Here is a 20,880-nt window from a genome sequence, read left to right as displayed (position 1 = left end):
GTGTCCTTCTCACAAATTGGTTTCCAGGAGAACACCATGAGTTTATTTTCCATCTTCGACAAGCAAGTTCCCGGGCCACGCGCTGAGCGCGTCCGCCACGAAGCGAAGGCTAGAACGGTGCAAGTCAGCGGCGTCGAGCGACTGACGCCAGGGATGCTGCGCATCACCTTCACCGGCGAGGCTCTCTCGGATTTCGTCAGCCTTTCACCGGACGATCACCTCAAACTGTTCGTGCCCACGCTTACGGGAGAGATCGTGCGACGCGACTACACCCCGCGTCGCTACAATCAACGGGCAAAGACGCTCGTGATCGACATCGCCATCCACGATGCAGGCCCCGCGACGTTATGGGCGCTCAATGCCAAACCGGGCGACACGATCCAGATCGGTGGCCCGAAAAGTTCGTCCGTTCTCCCGTCGGACATTCGGCGCTGGCTTCTGGTTGGCGACGAAACCGCGTTGCCAGCGATCGGCCGCCGCATCGAGGAAGCTCCGGCCGGTACGAACATCACCAGCATCGTGGCCGTACCAGGGCCACAGGATCATCAAGCGTTCAAAACAGCGGCGAATCTGACGGCGCATTGGGCGCATCGCCCGCTTGCGGCGGCGAATGATCCCAGAGCATTGCTGGACATCATCAAGACGATCGACCTGAAGCCGGAGACCTTCGCGTGGGTCGCCGCCGAGGCGCATGTGGCGCGAGCCATCCGTTCATGGCTCATCGACAAACGAGGCCACCCCAAGTCCTGGCTCAAGGCGGGCGGCTACTGGGTGGTCGGCAAGGCCGACGCACACGATCGTCTCGATTACTGATTTGGCCTTTGATGGTGCATATAGGGAAATTCGATGCGCATCCTGGTAATGCCCCCTGAAAACCCTGGGAGTCAGAAGTAGAATTTTCTCATTGAGGAGTTCTACAGATGAAGCGATCGAAGTTCACGGATAGCCAGATCGTCGATGCGATCAAGCGTGTTGAAGGCGGTCTGGCGGTGCCGGAGTTGTGCCGGGAGTTGGGGATCAGCTCGGCGACGTTCTACAAGTGGCGCTCGAAGTATGGCGGTATGGACACGTCGATGATGGTGCGCATGAAGGAGTTGGAGGCCGAGAACGCCCGGCTGCGCAAGATGTACGTCGAGGAGAAGCTCAAGGCCGAGATCGCCTCGGAGTACCTGGCAAAAAAGTCCTGAGGCCGTCTCGCCGGCGCGAGATGGCCAAGGAAGTGGTCAGGTCCAGGCGAGCATCGATCCGTGTGGCTTGCGCGGTCTTTCGCATCAGCGAATCCTGCTATCGGTACGAGGCCAAGCTCAAGGCCGAGAACGAGGAGATTGCCGATTGGCTGATGCGCCTGACCGACAACCATCGCACCTGGGGCTTCATGCTGTGCTTCTTGTACCTGCGCAACGTGCGTGGATTTGGCTGGAACCACAAGCGCGTGTACCGCATCTACAAGGAGCTGGAGCTGAACCTGCGCATCAAGCCGCGCAAAAGGCTGGTTCGACAGATGCCCGAGCCGCTGGCAGTTCCCAGGGCCATCAACGAAGTCTGGTCGATGGACTTCATGCATGACCAGTTGGCCGACGGCCGGAGCATTCGGACATTGAACGTGATCGATGACTTCAATCGTGAGGCACTGGCCATCGAGGTGGACTTCTCGCTGCCCGCGGCACGGGTAGCGCGGACGCTGAATCAGATCATCGAACACCGGGGACAGCCGCTGGCGATTCGCTGCGACAACGGCCCGGAATACGCGGGTTCGACGCTACTGGCCTGGGCGCAAAAGCGGGACATCAAGCTCGACTTCATTCAGCCCGGCAAGCCGCAGCAAAATGCCTATATCGAGCGGTTCAATCGGACCGCCCGGTACGAATGGTTGTCGCAGTACGAGTGGGAAGACCTCGAGCATGTGCAGGACCACGCCACGCGCTGGATGTGGTCATACAATCACGAACGCCCGAATATGGCATTGGGCGGGCTCACACCAAAACAGCGGCTGGCCATGGCCGCATCAGTTTCTACTTCTGCGGCCCAGTAAGAATGGGGGCATCAACCACGCCTCCATAGCCATTTAAATGGCCGTCGTAGTACCCCTGTTCGACCTTGTGAGCATCTTTGGGGAGATCAACAACTGCGTGCTTGGGAACCAAAACAGTCTCGCCACAATTGACGTAGCGCCGACCGGGCAGCATGACGCCGCCCGGCGTGAGAACACGAACTCGCGCTTTCTTAGGAGTCTGGCCAACCAGTTCGACGGCGTAATAGCGGCGGCCTGCCCAAGTATCCAGAACAAGAGACTTGATTTCTGCACTCATGACCAACACGCTTTTACGAATGTTGATGCTTGCGCATCGACGGGCAGCAGGGCGCTCTACAACCCACTTTTACGAATACCCATGAAATGCTGCCATGACCTCGCTATTCAGCAACGCAGTTCCTTCTCCGCCACCTTTCTGTGTGCGCAGCCGCAATGCCCAATAGATTCGATGAGACTGTGGATCGGTGCGTGCCTCCACGTCGCCCATCGCTGCCGCCGCGGCCTCATGTGCCCGAATACCGGTGTGCAGGAGCAGCAGGAATAAAAAGCGGTCACGGTAATAGCGCAGATGATCGCGCGCGGTTGACTTTGGCCTTGCATCGAGAAAGGTCAGCACGAAGTCCGTCGCAGCCTGCGGCAACGCCCGCCGGCTCGGCGCGGACGTGCGCCGGGCGCGGCCGGCCTGGCCAGCGAACGGATTGCGCGGTACATACCCGGCGTTCATCCAGAACTTGAACATGGTATGCAGGATCTTCCGGGCGTCTGCGACCGACGAGGGCGAAAGCGTCCCCAAGAATGGGGTCCAGCCAGGATCCCCGTACCGCAGACCCGCCGGTCGAATGTGCCGCCCTGCCTCCTCTGTCAGGAAGCGTACATACCGCAGTCCGTCTTGGTAGGTCCAGGCGCTCGGCGGCGGCCTCCCCTGGGTGTCGCAGTACCAGCGCAACCTGCGGATCTCGCGCCGATACGTGTCCAGGGTTTGGGGAGAGGCCGGTCTGGCCTGCAGCACGGCAAGCCATACCTCGGCCGCCTGCCAATCATTGGCCACTTGGCCCAGGGCATGACCTGGCGCGGGAACGGCCTCAGCGCCCCTATTCAAGGCGATCTCTGTGCTCATGGCTCCCGCTCCTGCCGTGCCCGCTGGCCAAGCTGCTGACGCAAAAGCGCGGAAAATTCGCGCTCGGCGTGCAGATCCTTGTGCGCCTGCTCCAGCCGCTCGCGCAGCGCCCTGCTTTCGGCCTGCGCCTCGCGCGTTTCGCTGTGCAGCTGGTCTATGCGTAGAAGCGCATCCCGCCGGGCAGCGTCGGCCTGGTGCTGCAAACGCTCGATGCTTTGGCGGAATTGCTCGCGTTCGACCTGCAGCTGCTCCATCAGGGTTTGCAGCGTGTCGGCGCGTGTGCGTTCGGCGGCCAAATCAGCGGCCAGCCGCGCAGCCAAGGCCTCGTTGTGGCTCATGCGGTCTTGGGTGGCGGTCAGTTGCGAGCGCAGGCGGTCGTTCTCCATGGATTGCAGGCGAGACAGCTCCAGCGCAGCGATGGCCTCAGCGTGCGCCGGCGGCGCGGCGGCCTCGCGGGGCCGGCCTGTCGTGCGTGCTGACACAGCCGCGCCCTGCGCAGCGGACGCGGGTACCGGCGCGCTCTCCCCGCCCTGGTGGCCAACTTTCCCCGAAAGGCCTGGATCTCGGTATGTATGGTCACAGAGGACGGCGCGTAGCGCGGCGCGTAAAGTTTCAGCAGCCGCCGATAAGTGCCGTGGCCATAGACTTCACCGGTAATTGCGTGAACCCGCGCAATGAACGCGGCCAGGAAGGCGCGGCTATTGCCTCCTGGCGGGAAGTCGGCTTCCAGCGCGTCGGCGGCTGCGATGATGGCGCGCGCTTGGTCGTCTGGAAGCGGGAAGATGGAGGGCCGGCCCATTTCTACGGCACGAGATCGAGCGGCGAGAAAGGACACACCAGCGTGAGGAGCGCCGCAATCACGAGATAAGGGCCGAAGGGCTGCGGGTCACGCGCGCGGGAATCCCCAATGGCGAAGCGAATCAGGCTGACGGCGGTGGCGGCGCCTACCGAGAGCAAATAGACGGAAGGGACGCCGTCGGCGCCCAGCCAGGCGCCGACGGCGGCGGCAAGCTTGAAATCGCCATGCCCCATGCCGTCCCGGCCGGTGAGCGCACGGTGAACCTGAAACGGAACCCACAATGAGAGGTATCCGGCCGCCGCACCGTAAACCGCTTGCGAGGGGCTGGCGAACCACCCTTGCGTGTTCAGCAGCAGGCCGGCCCAAAGCAAGGGCTGGGTCAGCACATCAGGCAGCAGTTGGGTCTCCAGGTCAATAGCGGCCAAGGCCAGCAGCGTTGCCGCAAACGCTGCGGCCGCCGCGGCTTTCCAGGGCGCAGCGAAATGCAAAAAGCAGATGCACGACAAGCCCATGGCCAGAATGACAATGGCGATGCCGCGCACGCCGCCGCCGGATGCGGGCGGGTTTGCGTTCCGGTCCCCGACATCGTTGAGAAGCCAGCGCGGGACGTAGCGATACAGCCAGGTTGCGCCGGCGCCGAGCGCCAGGCCTGCAGCGAGGGCAATGATGGCCATGTCTTTCATCCTTCGCGGCACGCAACCCAGCCGCTCGGCTCATCATCGGCGCTGGCCAAGCCGTCGAACGCGGCCACGGCCAGCCGTGGCGACTCAAAGCAGTAGCGCCGGGCCCAACCGGTGCGCGAAAGGTCCACGTAGAGCGCAGTCGTGAAGGTCAGCCGGCCGAGTGCCACGATGGTGCCGTCCGAGAGCGCGCGCACGGCGGCATAGTTATTGGCAATCTGAATATCGCCGGCCAGGGCCGCAAGCTGAACATCGGCAGGATCAATCTGCCGCAGCACCAGCTGGCCGGGCGAGGCGGTGACGGCGCGCCTACTCGGCATTGTCGGCCTCTGGCGGCAGTGCCGCCGTGTCTGCCCGTGGCGCGGCACGCGATGGGCCTGCCGTTCTCGGCGGCGTATTTTGGGCCAGGCGGATGACTTGGCTATGCCATCAGGTTCACCTGGCGTTGTAAGGGTCGGTACATTAACCGGTATATTTAAACCGGTCAACAAACCTAAACTTGACATACGGCGCAGTATGTCAAGTTTCACCTGACCGCAGCCCTTTCCGCCCATCAGTCCTCCACGCCCTGGGCGATGGCCTCCTGCAGGGCCCAGATGGCTGCGCGCAGCTTGCGTTCGGCGGCGTGATGGGCCTCAACCGGCTCGTCATCGCCGACGGCATTGCGTTCGGCGGCCGCCTGCTCGATCGCGGCCTTCAGCGTGCCGATTTGCGGGTTGCGCATTTCAGCGCGCAGTGCCTGCTGGACCATCTCGCGGTGCAGGTGGTACGACCAGCGTTCGTGGGCGTCCACAATGATGTTTCGATATGCCGCCCACTGCTCCGCGGCGTGAACGAAGCCTTCGTTGTCCGCGAGGTCGAACGACTGGTTGTGCAGGCGCTCTCTGCCGGTTTCGCGGTCGGTCACTACGGAAGCCACCATGCCCTTGCCGATGAGACGGTCCGTGACATGGCCAGCGTAGTTTTCCCGGGATACGACGTCCACCGGCGTGCCGTCCGGGCCCAAGACCACCGCCACGTCAGGGCCGCCGGGTCGGACCTGTTCTAAGTCCATTTTCATCTGTTTTTCGGCCGCCTGCTGGACCAGCAGCACGAATAGCAACCAACGCGCGTCCGGCATCGGTTGCGCCCCGGTTTCCCATAGGTTTATGGTGCGCGCCGTCACGCTGAGTCGGGCGGCGGTGGCCGTGGTGTCCCAGCCCAGCGCGCGGCGCCAGCGGTAGAGGTATAAGGCACGGTCGGTGTTATCGACCGCATCGGGGGAAATAGGTGTACTCATTTCTATCCTTTGAACCGGACCATCCGGCAAATCCGATTGTAGGATGTGGAGGAAACGAGCGCAATTCGGAGAATTTTGACGTATCTAGCGGAAATGAACAGCCGAACCGTCTTCTAAAGAGCCGCTCAGCCCTCCGACGCTCTCGGCCTGGGACATTGGGCGTTACGGTGCTTCGCCGGCGCTCCAACTTCCGGGGGGGCGGAAAAGCTGTTCATGTTTTGTGCCTTTGGTTTCCTAAAACTGGAAACAGCCAGCCGGCCAAGTTTTTTCGTCACGGCGACGCTATACGGGTACGTAGCGCCTGCATCCGCAGGGGCACGTGCCTGGAGTCAATAATGCGAGATGCTGGTCCGCATGTCGAACCGGAACCACAAAACCGGCGTGCGGTTCACGCGCCGGCCGGCAGCGGCCCGTCCGAAGCCGACCTGGTCGCGCGGGTGCGCGCGTTCCCCTTCACCGCCACGCGCAGCCGCGTGCTTTCGCGCGCCACATCATCGCCGTGGACGCGCTGGTGCCAATTGAGGCCACGCCGCGCCTGAGGCCACGCGCAACGCCGCCCCGGCACGTGAGCCTGGCAGGCTTGGCCTATCACCCCGGAAAACGCTGCCACGGCCCGCACAGGGCCAAATTTCGACCCCGACGCGCTCGCGGCCGGGCTGGGCAGCGACCTATGGACAATCGCCCTCGACCTGGCGAACGCCCGCCTGGCTGTTGAGCGGGAAGGGCTGGAAAAGGCCCGCGCCGAGCTGGAAGCCGACCGCAACGAGGCAACCGAGCTGGCCGACCGCCTGGCCGAACTTCAGGAGCCGATTTCCATGGATGCAGCCTTTTCTTGGCGCCGCCACGGTCGGGTCGCTTCCAGGCCGATATCCAGCGCCGCGGTCTTCTCCTCGAGCCGATTAACCACGCCACGCAGCTTGGCGAAGTTGTCGGTGAAGATCTCGGTCTGGTGGCGAGCTCGGGAGATGGCCACGTAGTACACGTCACGCTGGGTGGTGCGGCTGAAGCTTTCAGCGTTTATCAAAGCGCGATCGCAGGTCAGGCCCTGGGCACTGTGGCTCGTGGTGGCGTAAGCGCGGTCCAGGTGCAAAGGGGCTGTCGCGGCGTCCAGCACCAGGCGCCGGCCGCTGCCGGCGACCGTGACCGTCGTGGGCGTGACCGCCACGACCTCCAAGCGCGCGCCGTTGGCCAGGTCGAGCGACGCGTTATGGCGCGTCACCCGCACCCAGTCTCCGGCGGATAGCTCCGCACGCAAGGGCTGATAGACGGAGATCTTCGTCGCCCGCGCAGGATTGAACGTCGTTCGAACCTTGGTGGCGACGTGCTCGACCTCCAGTTCGTTCCGCTTGCCGGCAACGGTCCCGATAACCCGATACATTTGGCCCTCCTGCAGGTTTCCCGTCTTGTACGTTCGTTCGGGCTGGATGATGTCGTCGCAAACGTAATACTTCGCCACCCGCCGCTCGGCCTGCGTCGTGTCCCGGCGGGTGAGCAGGTCGAACTCGAAACCGCGGCCGGCCAGCCCGAGTTTTTGGTGGGCAGCTTCGTTCAGCGCGTTCCGGGAATCATTGGTGCCGGTGATAATCAGCGTTTCTCGGCGCTCATCGGCGGTCAGCGCCGCGTACTCCGTGGCGATCTTGTCGTAGCGCGACGCATCGTCTTTGATGGCGTGCACCGCCTGGAGCTTGGCATCCAGGACGTCCAAGGCTTCAACAGCCTTCCCATGGGCGGCAAGCTCCACTGCTTCCTTCAGCTCGACCTTTTTTTGGCGGATGATGTCGCCCATCAAGGCGGTGGCCATCCCGGCATTCTGCAATTGATGGAAGGGGCGCCCGGCCTCGATCGCCTTGGTTTGGCCCGTGTCGCCCAGCATGACGATGCGGGCGCCATCGGCCTCGGCCATCTGCATCAGCCGTTCCATGATCCGCGCCGGCACGACCCCCGCTTCATCAATCACCAGGACAGTATTCGGATCCAATTTGAAGCGGTCGCGCTGGCGTGCCTCCAGCACCGACGCGAGGGTGCGCGCTTCCATACCCAGCTCGCGCAGCGCTTGGATCTGTTTGCCGTAGGACGCAACGGCCTTGACGGTAAATCCCGCGGCTTCAGCCGCCTCCTTTACCTGGGCGAGCATGTGAGACTTGCCGGTTCCAGCCAGGCCTTGGACGCCGACAAAGCGGTCCGCTGTGCCCAGAATCAGTTCAGCGGCAGCCAATTGGCCAGGCTTCAGGCCGCGTTCCGCCAGTGCGGCCTTGGCTGCCTCAGCCTGCAGAATGGGCCTGACGCGGCCGCGTCCTTCTCGTTCGATCTGCAGAATGCGCTTTTCCCGTTCCCGCGCCTTCTGTGTGGTGTACTTGGCGCCGTTCGGCACAAGCTCGCCGGTGGCGATGGAGCGCCGCACCTTGGCCTCGGCCTGCTTCTTGGTCAGCCCGTCCTTCACCAGCTGGTTGACCCAGGCTGCCCGGGTCAACGCGGCACCATCGTGGCTTCGAGCCATGCGGTACTCCAGCGTCCCCAACACGAGGTGACCCTTGTCCAGCGAGCGCTTGACAGCCGACTTCACGTCGGCCAGTCGAATACCGGTGCCGGTCGCGCGCCCCAGTGCAGTTTTCAGCAGATCCCGGCCCTTGACCACCGATTCCCGCTCGGTATGGTGCTTGATCGCCCAGTGCAGCGCATTGTCAGCGATGAGCGCGGCAGCTTCGGCGGACAACTCCCTGGACTTCTTCGGCTCACCCTTGCCCGCCTCGAAATCAATGCCAATCTCCGTGGCTTGTCGGCTCCAGTCCGCCTGCAGCTCCTCTCGCGTGATCTCGGGAGCCTTGTCATTGCGCGTCTTGAGCGCAATCGTCTGTTTAAGTTTTGGGCTCGCCGTGACGCGACTTTCGCCGAGGGCGGCCAGCTCGGCGTTGATGTCCTGGGACCGCTTCGAGTACGCTTCAATCTGCTCACGGGAGATGTGGGCAAGCTCAAAGTTCTTGCCTTCATATCGAATGGCGTGCCCGGCCCGCTCCAGTTCAGTGGCCAGCTCGGCCGAGTAGATGGACTGCACGAGCGACACCAGGCGATAGACATCATCATTGGACATGGCGGTCCAGGAGCCGTCCGCACGTTGGGTAATGTTCAGGACCAGGGCGTGCGTGTGAAGCTGGGGGTCGGAGTATGCTCCGTGCGTCGGCCGCGCGGTTTCATGGCGGAACTTGGCGATGGCGGCATTTCCGGTCCGCTCCATCGTGGTCACGCCTTTCTCCGTCTGGCGGGCGCGCACCAACTCCTTCTCCAAGAATTCGAGCGCCTTGCTCACCGCTCGATCATGTGCCTCGATGACGGAGCCGTCCTTGCCGACGAGAGCCTGAATGCTCACGCTCTTGGGCGGGGAGAATGTCATGTCGAGCGCGGCCCGAGCCTTGGCATCATGACGAACCGATCGGGAAAGGCGCACGCCCGGCCCGAACTCGCCGCGCAAAGCCCGTTGCAGGTCGGCCGGATCCACAACGCCGCTCAACCCCAACGCCTGGGCGGCCTTGCCTTGCCACTGGGCAGCCGCGCCGTCACGGCTGTAGTAGTCGTCCTTCTGGTCGGCATAGTAGTGCGACGCCTTGGTGGCGGCGCTGCGGTGAATGGTCTTGAGAGAGATCATTTCGCTTCCAAATCAGAAGGCCGCCAGGTGGCTGGCGGCCAGTGCGACAACATTAGGCGGCGATCGTGGGATCTTCAGGCAGTTCTGCCTGCCACCAAGCTCGAGCTTCGCTGGGTGCTGGATGCGCAGCTCCGTGAGCGCCCGCACGCTTGGCCTCAATGAAGGGGGCATGCCGAATGGCGAAGTTGACGGGCTCAAGCTTGAACTTTGCGATCGGCCGGTCACCCGCGAAAGCGATCCAGCCCCAGAGATCAGGCAAGGATTGAATTTGTGCGGCTGTCACGACGGGTTCGGTCTTGCGCTCCATGCGTTCGCTTGTGCTGCGTGCGCTTCCCGGGTTGCGACTATCCGTATACTCAGGCCGCGCGACTTCGTGCTCGCCAAGAGCCTTGGACATTTCCTGCGCCGTTTCGGGGTCGGTCTTGGAGCCACCGAGCACGACCAGCGAACGGAAGCTGGCCCGCAGCGTTTGCGACATCTTCTCGCCAAAGATGTCGTCAAGCTGCGAAACCGACTGCAGCCCAGCCACAGCCCGGCCTCCGTTTTTTCTCCCCTTGGTGAGGAAGTCCTCGAGACTGGCCATCTTCTCCATCGAGCCGAGCTCGTCGATAACGAGCCACCAGCGGCGGGCTTGGTCTTCAGGCAGCGAAAGGAGGGCGGAGCAGAACACGTCGACGAACGACGAGATGAGCGGCTTCATTGCCTCCTTCATGTCCTCGCGCCAGGTGATGAACAGACTGCCCGTGCCGGTCTCCATCCAGTCTCGGATGCTGAACTTGCCTGCTGGCATGGAGCAGTGTTCCGCCAGATACTTCGACAGCACGAAGCGGGCGCTGGTGAGCGCTTTGTTGGCCTCGGACGAGCCAGCGAACAACGATTCCGCAAGCGTGCCTGCCAGAAAGGCGCGTAAATCCTTGTCCGAGGCGATGGTTGTCCAACGGAACAATTCATCAATGGACGGCGTGCCCAACTCGTAGAGCTTGCGTGCGGTTTCACGCAGTAGCAGCCGAGCGTAGCCGTTCCATTCTTCCGCCTGGGCATCCTTGCCCAACGGCACAACATTCAGTGCCAGGCGCTTCCAGTCATAGTCAGCACGAACCTCGTTGAAGAACGACCAACCTTGGGTGCGCTGGTCATACGGATTGAGCAGGACGTCGCTGGGGCGGCCAAATTTGCTGTAGAGGTCTCCGTTGGGATCGACGGCGACGATGCGATCACCGCGAACCAGTGCGGAAAAAACCAAGTTTCTCAAAAGGACTGATTTGCCGCTGCCGGTTGCGCCGTTCAGCAGAATATGGAGGTTCTCGACGCGTGTGGGCATCGGCACGCCTGCCACATTGATCTGTTGAACTCCCTGTTCATGGCACAGCTTGCGCAGTTTCTTGATCGGGACCACCTTGGTGCCGCGTATGTGGATCTTGTATCCCGCTCCGTCGAATCCCTTCTTTTTCGAATGGCGCTTCAGAGCGATGGCCAGGCTCACTGCCAAGATCAGCCCAACGACAGGCGCAGTAATCAGCAGGATATGGGACGGGGTGGCAATGATCCAGTTGGACAGAACCAGCCATGTGATTTGACTGAAGGGAACGCCCGACATCACCTTGGCGGTCAGCAGCCAGAAGGTCAAGGGCAGAAAGAGGATGGCGAAGCGAATGATTCGCCGTCGGGTGTACGGTGCCATGGTTTTCCTTGAGGACGGGCCACGAGGTGGCATGTGATGCCGGCGGCCTCTTCGGAGCCTCGCCGGCCGGAACATTGGTCAGGAATGGTTGAAAAGCATGATCAGCGTCGTGCAGAGCGCGGTTCCGAAGAACGCGCTTGCCATGCAGAGCAAGCCCGTGCGCCAAGCGACGGCCGGCACTGCGGACGCGGCGGCACGGCTGGTCACGCGCAGTTCGCCGGTGAGATGCGCAATCGTTCGGCCAGCCTCCAACATCGAGCGGGTGGACTGGTCCGCCGCCTGGCTGGCGGCTTCCTGTCCCGCCCGGCGGATGACGGCCGGTAGCGATTGCAGCGATTGCTGCATCTCCTCCTGGCGCTGCGTCAGCAACTCCATGCGCCCGACAAGCTGGTGGCTCTCCCGGAGGATTTCTTGGTAGAGCAGCTCCACCTTGCTGCGTGCGGGCACGGCAGGAGGCGGCCCGCCAATTTGCGTATCGGACATGGCGGCCTCCTACGCGAGGAGCGCATTGAAGGCGCGGTCGAGCTGGCGATCGACGGGCCGAGCGAGCGACTGCAGGGCGTGCATGTCGCTCAGGTGCGAGATCAGCTTGACGTCGTCGCGGGCCGCTTCCCGCAGAGCCTGCCGGTAGTCCTTCTGGTCGGACAGAATTTCCTTGATGGTCGTGCGTTTGTTGCCCAGGAGGTCGAAGACTTCGTTCTCGAAGATGGCGGCCTCCGGGTTGGCTACGAAACCGCCGGCCTTCCTGGCGTAACCGAATATCGCGGCGAATTCCTCCTTCACATCGGCGTCAACGCGATTGAAGAGCACGCGCACGCGCTCCGCAGGAACACCGATTTCGGCCAAAGCCTGGATCGTCTTGATGGTTTCGCGCTGGGCTTTGCCCAGCGGGATCACCGGCAGCACGTAGTAGTCGATCTCCAGGTGTGCCTGATCGTACTTCACCAGTTCGGTCAGGAAGTCTTCGATGTTGGAAGCACCCACGTCGACGATGGCGGCCTCGGCCATCAGCAGCTTGCGAAACAGGCGGCCGAAATGGCCACCGCGAATCTGTTCGACGTCCAGGCCGAGATCAGCCGCGCTTTCGTTGGTGGATTCCACCGCGATGATTTCCGCGTCCTGGATACGCGGGGCGAGCACGTGGCTCGTGACTGTGGTCTTGCCGACGGTGCCGGAGTAGTTGAGGACGGCGATTTTCAGCGGGGTCTGGGTGGCCAGAATGGCTTCGTTCATGGGGGCTTACTCCTATTTCTGCCGGCCGATCTCGGCCAGCTCGTTGAGGTCAATGTCGTTGGAAGTGCGAAGGCGGACGAGGTCAGCCTTGCTCATGAGGCCGCCGCCGGTAGTGGCAGCCGTGGGTGTCGGCAGCGCAGGGACGGGTGGCGATGGGGCGGAAATGGCAGGCGAAGGCATGCACGCGGGTTCCGCCGCCTGCCGTTTGCGCCAGCGATAGAGCGCCTTTCGCAAGGCACCTCTTGTCATCGGGACGCCGGCGTTCGCCAACGTGGAAACGATCGCGGCGTGTGACACGCCGACGCTGACAAGGTGGTCAATCACCGGTAACAGGGCCCGGATTCTGGCGTGCTGCTCAGCATGCTCAAGCGCGTTCAGCTGCCGAACGATGTCCACGTGCACGCCGTCAGGAGGAGTGCTTCTTTTCTGCATGGTGAAATGCCCGGGGCACCGGGCTGGATACGGGGTTGACAGGAGGGGGAGCCGCGCCCGCTTGCGGGCGTGGGGGAACCGTTGCGGTTCCCCCCGGGGGGGTNCCGCTTGCCTCGGCGCACGCCCTGCAGACCCAGGTGACGCATCAGGCGCTCAACCGTGCAGCGGGCCACGGCAATGCCTTCGCGCTGCAACTGGTGCCATACCTTGCGTACGCCGTAGACTTGCATGTTGGCTTGCCAGACACGCCGAATCTCAGCCATCAAACCCTCGTCGCGCTGGCTGCGCGCACTGCGCAGCTCCGGGCATCGTTGGCGGGCGGCATGACGCCGATACGCCGATGGGGCAACCTGCAACACCTTGCAGATCGGCTCGACCCCGTAGACGTCCCGGTGCCGGTCGATATAGGCGTTTACTTCTTCAGTTCGCGGTCGAGCGCCGCCTGGGCGAAAAAAGCACTGGCCGACTTCAGGATCTCGTTGGCCCGGCGCAGTTCTTTGACCTCGCGTTCCAGAGCCTTCATGCGCTCTCGTTCACTGGTGCTCATGCCATCACGCATGTCGCTGTCGATCTCGCTGCGCTTGACCCATTCCAACAGCGTGGCCGGCACGCAGCCGATCTTCGGCGCTATGGACTCGACGGCCGCCCACAGCGATGGATACTCGCCACGATGCTCTTGTACCAGACGCACGGCGCGGTCACGGACTTCCGGGGAAAACTTGTTCTGCTTGCTCATAAGGGCTCCATTCTCTCAAAGGTTGGAGCCTCCGCAAAACCCGGGGCAATTCAGCCCTGCTGTTCGAGCCGACGCGAGACTTCTTCAAAGCGTGGCTGAGCCAGGCCATGTTCTATGCAATAAACCCGGGGCAATTCAGCCCTGCTGTTCGAGCCGACGCGAGACTTCTTCAAAGCGTGGCTGAGCCAGGCCATGTTCTATGCAATTTACGCCGGCCTATTCTTGTTGATCTTCATGTTCATCATGGGTATGTTCGGCATGTTGCAGAAGGGACTGCTTGATCTCACGAAAGCGGACCAGATCAATGTTTTCTCCATGTTGACAGCCATCGTATTGTTCGGACTGTGCGCGAAGCACATGATGGCTCAGGTGGCTGACGTCGCACGTGCGATCACCAGAGGTGAGGGCAGCGGAACATCTGTGCCCTTTTTAGGCAAGCTGGGGTAACATACACTTACCATTTGTGCGGTTACGCCTTCTGATTGCTGAACCGATGAATTGATGAGGTTCTCTAATGGCTCCACTTACTCCTCTGGGCAAGCCCCTCTCGCAACAGCCCCTCGTGGGTGAGCATGTCGCGACCGGCTCCACGCTTCATGGCGTGTCCGCCGAGCAGCCTGTAACCGCCTGGCAGTGGGTGAGCCTCGCCCGAGCAACCTGGACGTGGATCATCCGGCCTCTGTGGTACATGTTTTTCAAATGGCCGAGCAAACTCTTACTGCCCCCGCCGCTCACGGATGCTGAATACGAGGAGGAGCGGCGTCGTGCCGTAGAGAACGCACGCCGACGGAGAGAAAGATTTTGGAGCGACTGGTAATCCATCGTCCGGCCAGCGTTCATTGATCGCTCGACGGATGTGTATTGTTGGAACTTCTCTTCAAGGCACAGCATTCGCTGTGCCTTTCTATTTCCGCTCGGTGCTAGCCGGGCTCCCCTGATCTAACCCCCCTTTCTCTTCTCTACGGAGAATCGATGAAGCACGCCTACGTGGCCGCGCTTGGCGCGGCCCGCCCTATTTCGTCCGTACGGTTCGTACGTCCGTCCGCCCCGCTTTTCAGTTGGCTGGGAGGTTGCCATGGCCGCCGATGACCCGAAGCTTTCGCTCCAGCAGGAATTGGAGCGCACCCGAGGACTCGAACGGGATCTGCTGACCGAGCTGCTCACGTCGAGGCGCGCTGCTTGGCGCGTCGCGGTAGGCTCTTTCGTCATTGCCATCCTTTCCGCCGGAGCGCTCGCCTCCATCTTCCCTTTCCAGAAACCCCCACTGCCCTATGTCGTACGCGTCAACGATGCCACAGGCGAAATCGAGCACGTCACGCAGCTGGGCAACGGCAAGGAGGACTACGGCGAGCGAATGGACAGGTATTTCATTCAGCAGTACGTCCTGGCATGCGAAAGCTACGACTGGAACACCATCCAGAACGCCTACGACCGCTGTGGCCTGTTCAGCGCGCCCGACGTGCAGCGCGCCTACTTCGCCAAGTTCCAGGACAACCCGAAGACGGGCCAAGAGGCACTGGACAAACGCTACGGGAAGCACACACGCATCATCGTGAGTGTTCGCAGCATCACACTCGGCCCCAATCGCAGCGCCACCGTGCGCTTCACTCGAAAACTGGAAGGCTCCGACGTGTCGCCAGCGCCGGAGCAATTGGTGGCCACGCTCGCCTATCGATATGTCAACGCCCCGATGACAGAGAGCGTACGCCGCGAGAATCCCCTGGGCTTCCAGGTCATCACCTACACCACCGACGTCGAAACACTGAGGTAATCGCCATGAATAAAGAGCAGATCAACGAACTGGCCCGTCGCCTGGAGAACGCTCACCGCCTCACGCCTGCAGAGCAAGCTGCCCTGTACCGCGATCTCGAACGCTACGCGAAGGTCGATCTTTACGGTGCCGATCGCCTGGTCAAGGACCACATGCGCAAGGACGCAGACTTTCGGCTGCCCAGCATCGTGGCGGCGGCCAACCGGATCGCGAAACACTTCGAGGAGCGCATTCGGGAAGCGCGCCGGCCGATCGAAATGTACGGCGAGCGGGATCGCCAGATTCGCCAGCCCGAGGACGGCCGCGAATACCGTGGCCCCGTGGTGGGCACCACGCCCAACTGCCTCATCCAGCTGGACCGCGACACGGGCGACTTTATCGTGCACGCGCGAAACTCGTTGAATCGGTCGTTCGAGCTGACGGGTCAAGAAGAATCGCTCTCGATCAGCTATCCCTTCAAGGCCGTGGGCGGCGTGGGCCTGGTCCGCGATCCCGCGCGCGACAAAGAGATGGGAGTCGGCCTGGAGCATGCGCACAGCCGCACCCACGAGCACAACCACGGAATGGAATACAGCCGATGAACACTCGCCTGAAAGCGTTGGCCGCAGCGGTGCTTGCGGCCGCGCTCTGCGGCGCCGCCCCAACCGCATGGGCGCTGGACCGGCCGCAGGCCTCGCCGAAGGATCCGCGCATCCGCTGGACCGACTACGACCCGGCAGACGTGATCCAGGTGGACACCACCTTGGGGGTAGCCACCCAAATTCAGCTCAATGACGACGAAGAGTATGTGACGCATGGTTTCGGCGACTCGGCCGCCTACGATTTCCAGCAAATCGGCAAGCACCTCTTGCTCAAGCCCATCGTGGAACAGGCCGACACCAACCTGCTGTACATCACCACGAAGCGCACCTACTCCTTTCTGCTCAAGTACGCCAAGGAGCGCAAAGGGCGAGAAGTGTTCCGGCTCGTGCTGCGCTATCCGGACGCCGAGCACGCCAAGACGGTGCAGCAACAAGAGCGGGAGCATGTGCAACGGGAGTTGGCCGCGGCTGACTTGGCCATCAACTGGCAGGGATACACCATGAGCGGCGACACCGGCATTGGACCCGAGGCGGCTTGGGACGATGGTGCCCAGACTTGGCTGCGTTTCGCACCGGGTCAGGATCTTCCGACGGTCTACTTCGTGGACGCCGACGGCAACGAAGTCATCGCCAATCGCCACATGGAAGGCAATCGGACGATCGTGTTGCATCGCGTCGCCAAGCGCTGGCATCTTCGATTGGGCGACCAGGTCGTTGCGGTTCACAACGAAGGCACGCTCTCTGCCCGCTCGCTGTCGACGGGAACGGTATCGCCGGCAGTGGAGCGCGTGCTGCTGGAGGAGCCGAAACCATGAGATTCTTCAGACGCCGGCGCGCCGCGCGTAAAAGCATCGACGCGGTCGCCGAAATTGAACGACAACAGGCGCATATCGAGGGGCGTGGCGCACCAGACCTGCAAGGAGCCGCTCGTCCGACGGCAGCTGGTGCCAAGGCGTTCTTCTCATTGGTAGTGCTCGGTGGCATATTACTGGCGGGCACCGCGATATGGCGTGCCATGATTGCCAGTCCGGATGGCAGCACCCAACTGGATGCTGTGGCGCAAGCCAAGATAGAGAACATCCTGCCCAAGCTCAAGCTGCCCGAGGACAAGCCTGCGCCGCCACCGCCGCCTCCACCTGAGCCGAATCGAGCCTCTCTCCCTGACCTGACTGCTCCGCCGCCGGCGACCGGCAACCTGGGCAGCCTGGTGCAGTCCGTGGTCGAGGATCCCGTCGTCAAGCGCCGCCTGACGAGCGGTCTGCAAGCCGGGAAGGACGGCCAGGGTGAACGCCGACAGCAGGCTCCGACCCAGGCAGCCACACGCGAACCGGACAGCGGCCCCATGTCCGACCGGCTCAAGCCCATGAAGCTGACCGCCGCTCGAGCCGGCACGCTCGGCAACCGCGACCTGCTCATTACGCAGGGAACAATGATCGACTGCGTCCAGGACACCAGGTTCGTCAGCGCCCAGGCGGGCATGATCACCTGCTACGCGCCGCACGACGTTCGCTCAACCAGCGGCCGTGTCGTCCTGATCGACGAAGGAACGAAGTTCATAGGCTACCAACAGGGTGTGCTGTCGCAAGGGCAGCCTCGCATTGGCGTGGTCTGGTCCCGGCTGGAGACGCCCAAGGGCGTGGTGATCCACCTGGATTCGCCGGGCACTGGCGCGCTGGGTGAAGCCGGCCTGGATGGCCACATCGACACGCACTTCGCCGAACGCTTCGGCGGCGCGATTTTGGTCAGTCTAATCAGCGACTTCGGCGCCTGGGCTTCCTCTCGTGGCGACAACAGCAGCGGGTCGATTCGATTTGATTCGACGGGCGACGCCGCGCGGGACGCCGTCAGCACAGTGCTGGACAACTCGATCAACATCCCGCCGACGCTGTATCGCAACCAGGGCGGGCGCATCGGTATCTACGTGGCCCGGGATCTGGACTTCAGCTCGGTCTACGCCCTGCGCCCTGTGTCGCGGTAGGTCGCCAAACACCCTTTGACCACCTCGCTGGCCTGCCGCGTCCCGGCCAGCACCTTCTATTCTGATCACTATGAAAGACTCCCATAGCGCTCCGCCCGCTGTGGCGGTGGCCAACGACATTGCATTGCGCCAGCTGCTGCGCCCGGTCGCCCACTACATGGCGGACGATGCGGTGCGCGAGATCACGATTCCGCGCCCCGGCCTCATTCTGACCCGGCAGAACGGCCGCTGGCACGAGCACGAAGACGCGGCCCTCACGTTCGGATACTTGGACGCCCTCGTGTCCGCCATGGCCAGCTACAACAACGTGAACTTTACCCCCATCATGTCCCTGGTGCTGCCGGATGGGGAACGGGGCCAAGTTGCCAGGCCTCCAGCCGTCATTGATGGCACGTTGTCCATCAACATTCGCAAGCACAGCAGCCTGGTCAAGACGCTCGACGAGCTGCAGGCCGAAGGCGCGTTCGAGAAGTGGGTGGACGTCAGCGGCGGCGGCGATCACGCAGCGGCGGCGGTGACCCCTCAAGATCGGAAGCTGCTCGAGCTCAAGCAGCAACGGCGCATGCGCGAGTTTCTGGAACTTGCCGTCAAGAGCTGCAAAAACATTATCGTGGCCGGCAAGACCGGATCGGGGAAGACCACCTTCGCGCGTAGCCTGATCGAATGCGTGCCGGTCACGGAACGGATTCTGACGATCGAGGACGTGCACGAACTGTTCCTGCCTAACCATCCGAATCGCGTTCACATGATCTACGGCACTGGCGCGGGGCGCATGTCGGCCACCGACTGCATTGCAGCCGCAATGCGCAGTTCGCCAGATCGCATCTTCCTGTCCGAGCTGCGCGGTCCAGAAGCCTGGGACTACCTGAACGCGCTCAATACGGGCCACCCTGGATCGGTAACCACGACCCATGCCAATAGCGCCGCCGATACGTACAGCCGTGTAGCGCTGTTGGTTAAGCAATCCATAGCCGGTAATGCCATGGATCTCGACACGATCCTGCGCTACTTGCATTCGACCTTGGACATCGCGCTCTACTTCGCTGACTACAAGCTCGTCGAAGTCTATTTCAACCCCGGCGCCAGCGCCGGCCTTTGATTGTCCCTGCCCTCGACGCACCCGCGTCGTCCCGCATTCCCCGGAGACTTCCATGACCCACGCGAACCGCCAACGCGGCGCGCAGGAAGCGCGCACCCGCATGGCGTACAGAATCATGCAGCAAGTGTACGAACGTGGCCAAGCCGAAGGCCAAACGCTCGAGCAAATTCATCTCGCGATCCGCGACGCCTATCCCTGGGGCGAGCGCCGCGCCTGGCCGTACAAGGCCTGGCTCCTGGCTCGCCGCGAGTTCTACGAAAGACACGGCCTGCCGCTGCGGCCGCGCGCCTCGATCGCTGAAACGGTGCAGGAGGATGGCGTGTGAGCGGCCCGAGCTGGACAAATCCTTTACCCGGTAAGAATCTGCTGCAGCACAAGGGGCGGCCATGAGCATTGAAGCAACAAAATGGGCCAGGTTGGCCAACGTCGAAAAATCATCGTCCAAGCTCATCCTGCTGAACCTCGCCATGTTGGTGCGCTACGACGCAGAGGAATGGACCGTGTTTGCCTCGATCGAGTACCTGAGCAAGGTCACCCACCTGAATCGCAAAACGGTTATCGAAGCGCTGGGCCGGTTGCGCAAGCTGGGCGCCATTCAGGATACCGGACACCGTACGGGCGAGAACCGCAGCTGCATCGTCTATCGATTGTGTCCCAACGCCGTGCCGCTCGTGGGCCTGCCCCCTGCATTCGGTGTAAACGCAGGCAATGTCAGTGCGTCAACGCAGACCGAACCAGACGATGGCGGAGCCGGGCCAAGCAATGAACCCGATGGAGAGCCTGACCACGACCGCCGAGTATCCGAGGCGGTCACGCCTGCGGAGATAGCGAGCGCGGCGGCCGAAGAGGTGCACGAGATAGGATGCGCCGCGGTGGCCACAGGCGTGCGGCAGGCGCTTGTCAAGACAGATCATGAACCTACGGCTGCAGAACGACCTGGCCGGCTCCGGCATGGCCAGCACGCAGCCGCCGCCGGTGCCGCACCCACGCGGCTGCCCGCGGGATGGACACTGCCAGAGCGCTGGCGCGTTTGGGCAGCGCGCGAACGGCCGCACTGGAATCCGGAGAAGATCGACGCCATGGCGGCCACCTTCGCGGCGTACATGCGTTCACGCCCTGGTGACGCTGGCATGTCGTCGGACTGGTTCGAGTCGTGGCGGCTTTGGGTCTTCCGGGAATGGGAGCCCAAGGCTTCGCGCACTCCGTGGCATGCCACCTGGGGCGGCATTGTCGCCAAAGGCAAGAGCCTCGGACTGAGCATTCGCCCGAACGAGCCGGAAGCCTGGTTCAAGCAGCGCGTATTCCAAGCTGCCGGCATGCCACCGCCGCACTGAACGTTATCCACAGCATGGACCAATTTTGGAACTAGTCCCAAATTCGGGCCAGGCCCAAAAAGGTCTTTCGCCCGGCCCAATTTTGGCAGCGGCCAGGCCCAAAAACGGCCTGATGCTAGTCCCAAAAACGGTACTCAATAGGTATTTATAGGTTTTATAGGTTTGAGAGAGAGTCGCGCGCGAGGCGCCGGCCGCAAATTGAGCGCCGATCCGCCTACCCTCCGGTCGCTTCGCTCCCTTCGCCCCGCCGCCTGCGGCGTCGGCCTGAAACCCATAGGTTCAGTCCCCCTCCCCGCCGGCGCTGCGCGCCGCCGCGGGGGGAAAGGTAGCCCCCCTGGGCGCTGGCGCGCCGATGGCCTCGCCGCGCCCTGCCCACAACCGCCTTTTCCCGTAGCCTCCAAGGCTGCCTGCCAAGCCCCTGCGATTCGGCCAGGCACGACGTTGTGCGTGGCAATCCCAAGAAGGCGAGTCCCCATCCCGGCGGCAAC

The 20,880-nt window shown here is 62.8% G+C and carries 21 protein-coding genes, 2 pseudogenes and 1 other annotated feature; of the genes and pseudogenes, 10 read left to right on the top strand and 13 right to left on the bottom strand.

Annotated features, from left to right (window positions below; all coding sequences use genetic code 11):
• Positions 1-36: 36 nt before the first annotated feature.
• Complete coding sequence (locus tag AD428_RS00115; protein ID WP_053243673.1) at positions 37-813, top strand: siderophore-interacting protein; 777 nt, start codon at positions 37-39, stop codon at positions 811-813.
• Between the two features lie 107 nt (positions 814-920).
• Positions 921-2,032, top strand: a protein-coding gene (locus tag AD428_RS00105) for an IS3 family transposase (protein WP_152967940.1) whose coding sequence is annotated in 2 segments (ribosomal slippage) — positions 921-1,173 and positions 1,173-2,032 — 1,113 coding nt in all. Because the reading frame shifts where the segments join, the coding sequence is not laid out codon by codon here.
• Here AD428_RS00105 and AD428_RS25860 read toward each other — a convergent pair.
• The 13 genes and pseudogenes from AD428_RS25860 to AD428_RS24075 form a co-directional block, all read right to left on the bottom strand.
• Entirely contained in the window at positions 2,013-2,309 is a 297-nt protein-coding gene (locus tag AD428_RS25860) for a hypothetical protein (RefSeq protein WP_152967939.1), read from the bottom strand. The genes AD428_RS00105 and AD428_RS25860 overlap by 20 nt on opposite strands.
• 69 nt (positions 2,310-2,378) lie before the next feature.
• Positions 2,379-3,149, bottom strand: a complete 771-nt coding sequence (locus AD428_RS27290) for a hypothetical protein (RefSeq protein ID WP_053243670.1) — start codon at positions 3,147-3,149, stop codon at positions 2,379-2,381.
• Positions 3,146-3,631: a hypothetical protein gene (locus tag AD428_RS00095; protein ID WP_235488617.1), complete on the bottom strand. Its 486-nt coding sequence runs from the start codon at positions 3,629-3,631 to the stop codon at positions 3,146-3,148. The genes AD428_RS27290 and AD428_RS00095 overlap by 4 nt, the downstream gene beginning before the upstream one ends.
• A 319-nt stretch (positions 3,632-3,950) precedes the next feature.
• Entirely contained in the window at positions 3,951-4,622 is a 672-nt protein-coding gene (locus tag AD428_RS00090) for a prepilin peptidase (protein WP_160318529.1), read from the bottom strand.
• A gap of 5 nt (positions 4,623-4,627) precedes the next feature.
• A complete protein-coding gene (locus AD428_RS00085; protein WP_235488612.1) occupies positions 4,628-4,906 on the bottom strand; it encodes a hypothetical protein in 279 nt (92 codons plus the stop codon).
• A 275-nt stretch (positions 4,907-5,181) separates the two neighbouring features.
• Positions 5,182-5,907 carry a helix-turn-helix domain-containing protein gene (locus AD428_RS00080; protein ID WP_152967938.1) on the bottom strand — a complete coding sequence of 242 codons (726 nt, stop codon included), beginning with the start codon at positions 5,905-5,907 and terminating at the stop codon, positions 5,182-5,184.
• A gap of 799 nt (positions 5,908-6,706) precedes the next feature.
• Positions 6,707-8,404, bottom strand: a complete 1,698-nt coding sequence (locus AD428_RS29895) for an ATP-dependent DNA helicase (RefSeq protein ID WP_432205833.1) — start codon at positions 8,402-8,404, stop codon at positions 6,707-6,709.
• 264 nt (positions 8,405-8,668) lie between these two features.
• Positions 8,669-9,547: pseudogene (gene mobF, locus AD428_RS29155) on the bottom strand (MobF family relaxase); the annotation flags it as partial.
• 52 nt (positions 9,548-9,599) lie between these two features.
• Positions 9,600-11,228, bottom strand: a complete 1,629-nt coding sequence (locus tag AD428_RS00070; RefSeq protein WP_082308179.1) for a type IV secretion system DNA-binding domain-containing protein — start codon at positions 11,226-11,228, stop codon at positions 9,600-9,602.
• 78 nt (positions 11,229-11,306) lie between these two features.
• Positions 11,307-11,711: a hypothetical protein gene (locus AD428_RS00065; RefSeq protein ID WP_053243664.1), complete on the bottom strand. Its 405-nt coding sequence runs from the start codon at positions 11,709-11,711 to the stop codon at positions 11,307-11,309.
• Between the two features lie 9 nt (positions 11,712-11,720).
• Positions 11,721-12,428, bottom strand: coding sequence for a StbB family protein (gene stbB / locus AD428_RS00060; protein ID WP_053243696.1), 708 nt, complete (start codon positions 12,426-12,428; stop codon positions 11,721-11,723).
• A 45-nt stretch (positions 12,429-12,473) separates the two neighbouring features.
• A complete protein-coding gene (locus tag AD428_RS00055) occupies positions 12,474-12,893 on the bottom strand; it encodes a hypothetical protein (protein ID WP_200907966.1) in 420 nt (139 codons plus the stop codon).
• A gap of 104 nt (positions 12,894-12,997) precedes the next feature.
• A pseudogene (locus AD428_RS24075) lies at positions 12,998-13,629 on the bottom strand (IS3 family transposase); the annotation flags it as partial.
• Positions 13,235-13,351, bottom strand: a sequence feature (AL1L pseudoknot). (Overlaps the previous pseudogene by 117 nt.)
• Before the next feature lie 141 nt (positions 13,630-13,770).
• Here AD428_RS24075 and AD428_RS00045 point away from each other — a divergent pair.
• The 8 genes from AD428_RS00045 to AD428_RS25855 all read left to right on the top strand — a co-directional run bounded on the left by AD428_RS00045 (position 13,771) and on the right by AD428_RS25855 (position 20,392).
• Entirely contained in the window at positions 13,771-14,076 is a 306-nt protein-coding gene (locus AD428_RS00045) for a type IV secretion system protein (protein WP_082308177.1), read from the top strand.
• Positions 14,077-14,704: 628 nt separating this feature from the next.
• Positions 14,705-15,400, top strand: a complete 696-nt coding sequence (locus AD428_RS00040) for a virB8 family protein (RefSeq protein ID WP_053243660.1) — start codon at positions 14,705-14,707, stop codon at positions 15,398-15,400.
• A 5-nt stretch (positions 15,401-15,405) separates the two neighbouring features.
• Entirely contained in the window at positions 15,406-15,981 is a 576-nt protein-coding gene (locus AD428_RS00035; RefSeq protein WP_053243659.1) for a hypothetical protein, read from the top strand.
• A complete protein-coding gene (locus AD428_RS00030; protein WP_053243658.1) occupies positions 15,978-16,796 on the top strand; it encodes a TrbG/VirB9 family P-type conjugative transfer protein in 819 nt (272 codons plus the stop codon). Before AD428_RS00035 ends, AD428_RS00030 begins: the two co-directional genes overlap by 4 nt.
• On the top strand, positions 16,793-17,959 hold the full coding sequence (gene virB10, locus AD428_RS00025; RefSeq protein ID WP_053243657.1) for a type IV secretion system protein VirB10: 1,167 nt from the start codon (positions 16,793-16,795) through the stop codon (positions 17,957-17,959). Before AD428_RS00030 ends, virB10 begins: the two co-directional genes overlap by 4 nt.
• Before the next feature lie 70 nt (positions 17,960-18,029).
• On the top strand, positions 18,030-19,058 hold the full coding sequence (gene virB11 / locus AD428_RS00020) for a P-type DNA transfer ATPase VirB11 (RefSeq protein WP_053243656.1): 1,029 nt from the start codon (positions 18,030-18,032) through the stop codon (positions 19,056-19,058).
• Positions 19,059-19,110: 52 nt separating this feature from the next.
• Positions 19,111-19,383, top strand: a complete 273-nt coding sequence (locus AD428_RS00015) for a hypothetical protein (RefSeq protein WP_053243655.1) — start codon at positions 19,111-19,113, stop codon at positions 19,381-19,383.
• Positions 19,384-19,444: 61 nt separating this feature from the next.
• Complete coding sequence (locus AD428_RS25855; RefSeq protein WP_152967937.1) at positions 19,445-20,392, top strand: helix-turn-helix domain-containing protein; 948 nt, start codon at positions 19,445-19,447, stop codon at positions 20,390-20,392.
• Positions 20,393-20,880: the final 488 nt, after the last annotated feature.

It is taken from the genome of Achromobacter sp. DMS1 (genome assembly GCF_001270295.1).
This window is presented reverse-complemented; position numbering and strand designations above follow the sequence as displayed.

Bases quoted from the DNA above. Each gene is read 5' to 3' on its own strand.
- AD428_RS00115 (WP_053243673.1), top strand. From the start codon at position 37: ATGAGTTTATTTTCCATCTTCGACAAGCAAGTTCCCGGGCCACGCGCT.
- AD428_RS25860 (WP_152967939.1), bottom strand. From the start codon at position 2,309: ATGAGTGCAGAAATCAAGTCTCTTGTTCTGGATACTTGGGCAGGCCGC.
- AD428_RS27290 (WP_053243670.1), bottom strand. From the start codon at position 3,149: ATGAGCACAGAGATCGCCTTGAATAGGGGCGCTGAGGCCGTTCCCGCG.
- AD428_RS00090 (WP_160318529.1), bottom strand. From the start codon at position 4,622: ATGGCCATCATTGCCCTCGCTGCAGGCCTGGCGCTCGGCGCCGGCGCA.
- AD428_RS00080 (WP_152967938.1), bottom strand. From the start codon at position 5,907: ATGAGTACACCTATTTCCCCCGATGCGGTCGATAACACCGACCGTGCC.
- AD428_RS29895 (WP_432205833.1), bottom strand. From the start codon at position 8,404: ATGGCTCGAAGCCACGATGGTGCCGCGTTGACCCGGGCAGCCTGGGTC.
- AD428_RS00070 (WP_082308179.1), bottom strand. From the start codon at position 11,228: ATGGCACCGTACACCCGACGGCGAATCATTCGCTTCGCCATCCTCTTT.
- AD428_RS00065 (WP_053243664.1), bottom strand. From the start codon at position 11,711: ATGTCCGATACGCAAATTGGCGGGCCGCCTCCTGCCGTGCCCGCACGC.
- AD428_RS00055 (WP_200907966.1), bottom strand. From the start codon at position 12,893: ATGCAGAAAAGAAGCACTCCTCCTGACGGCGTGCACGTGGACATCGTT.
- AD428_RS00040 (WP_053243660.1), top strand. From the start codon at position 14,705: ATGGCCGCCGATGACCCGAAGCTTTCGCTCCAGCAGGAATTGGAGCGC.
- AD428_RS00035 (WP_053243659.1), top strand. From the start codon at position 15,406: ATGAATAAAGAGCAGATCAACGAACTGGCCCGTCGCCTGGAGAACGCT.
- AD428_RS00030 (WP_053243658.1), top strand. From the start codon at position 15,978: ATGAACACTCGCCTGAAAGCGTTGGCCGCAGCGGTGCTTGCGGCCGCG.
- virB10 (WP_053243657.1), top strand. From the start codon at position 16,793: ATGAGATTCTTCAGACGCCGGCGCGCCGCGCGTAAAAGCATCGACGCG.
- virB11 (WP_053243656.1), top strand. From the start codon at position 18,030: ATGAAAGACTCCCATAGCGCTCCGCCCGCTGTGGCGGTGGCCAACGAC.
- AD428_RS00015 (WP_053243655.1), top strand. From the start codon at position 19,111: ATGACCCACGCGAACCGCCAACGCGGCGCGCAGGAAGCGCGCACCCGC.
- AD428_RS25855 (WP_152967937.1), top strand. From the start codon at position 19,445: ATGAGCATTGAAGCAACAAAATGGGCCAGGTTGGCCAACGTCGAAAAA.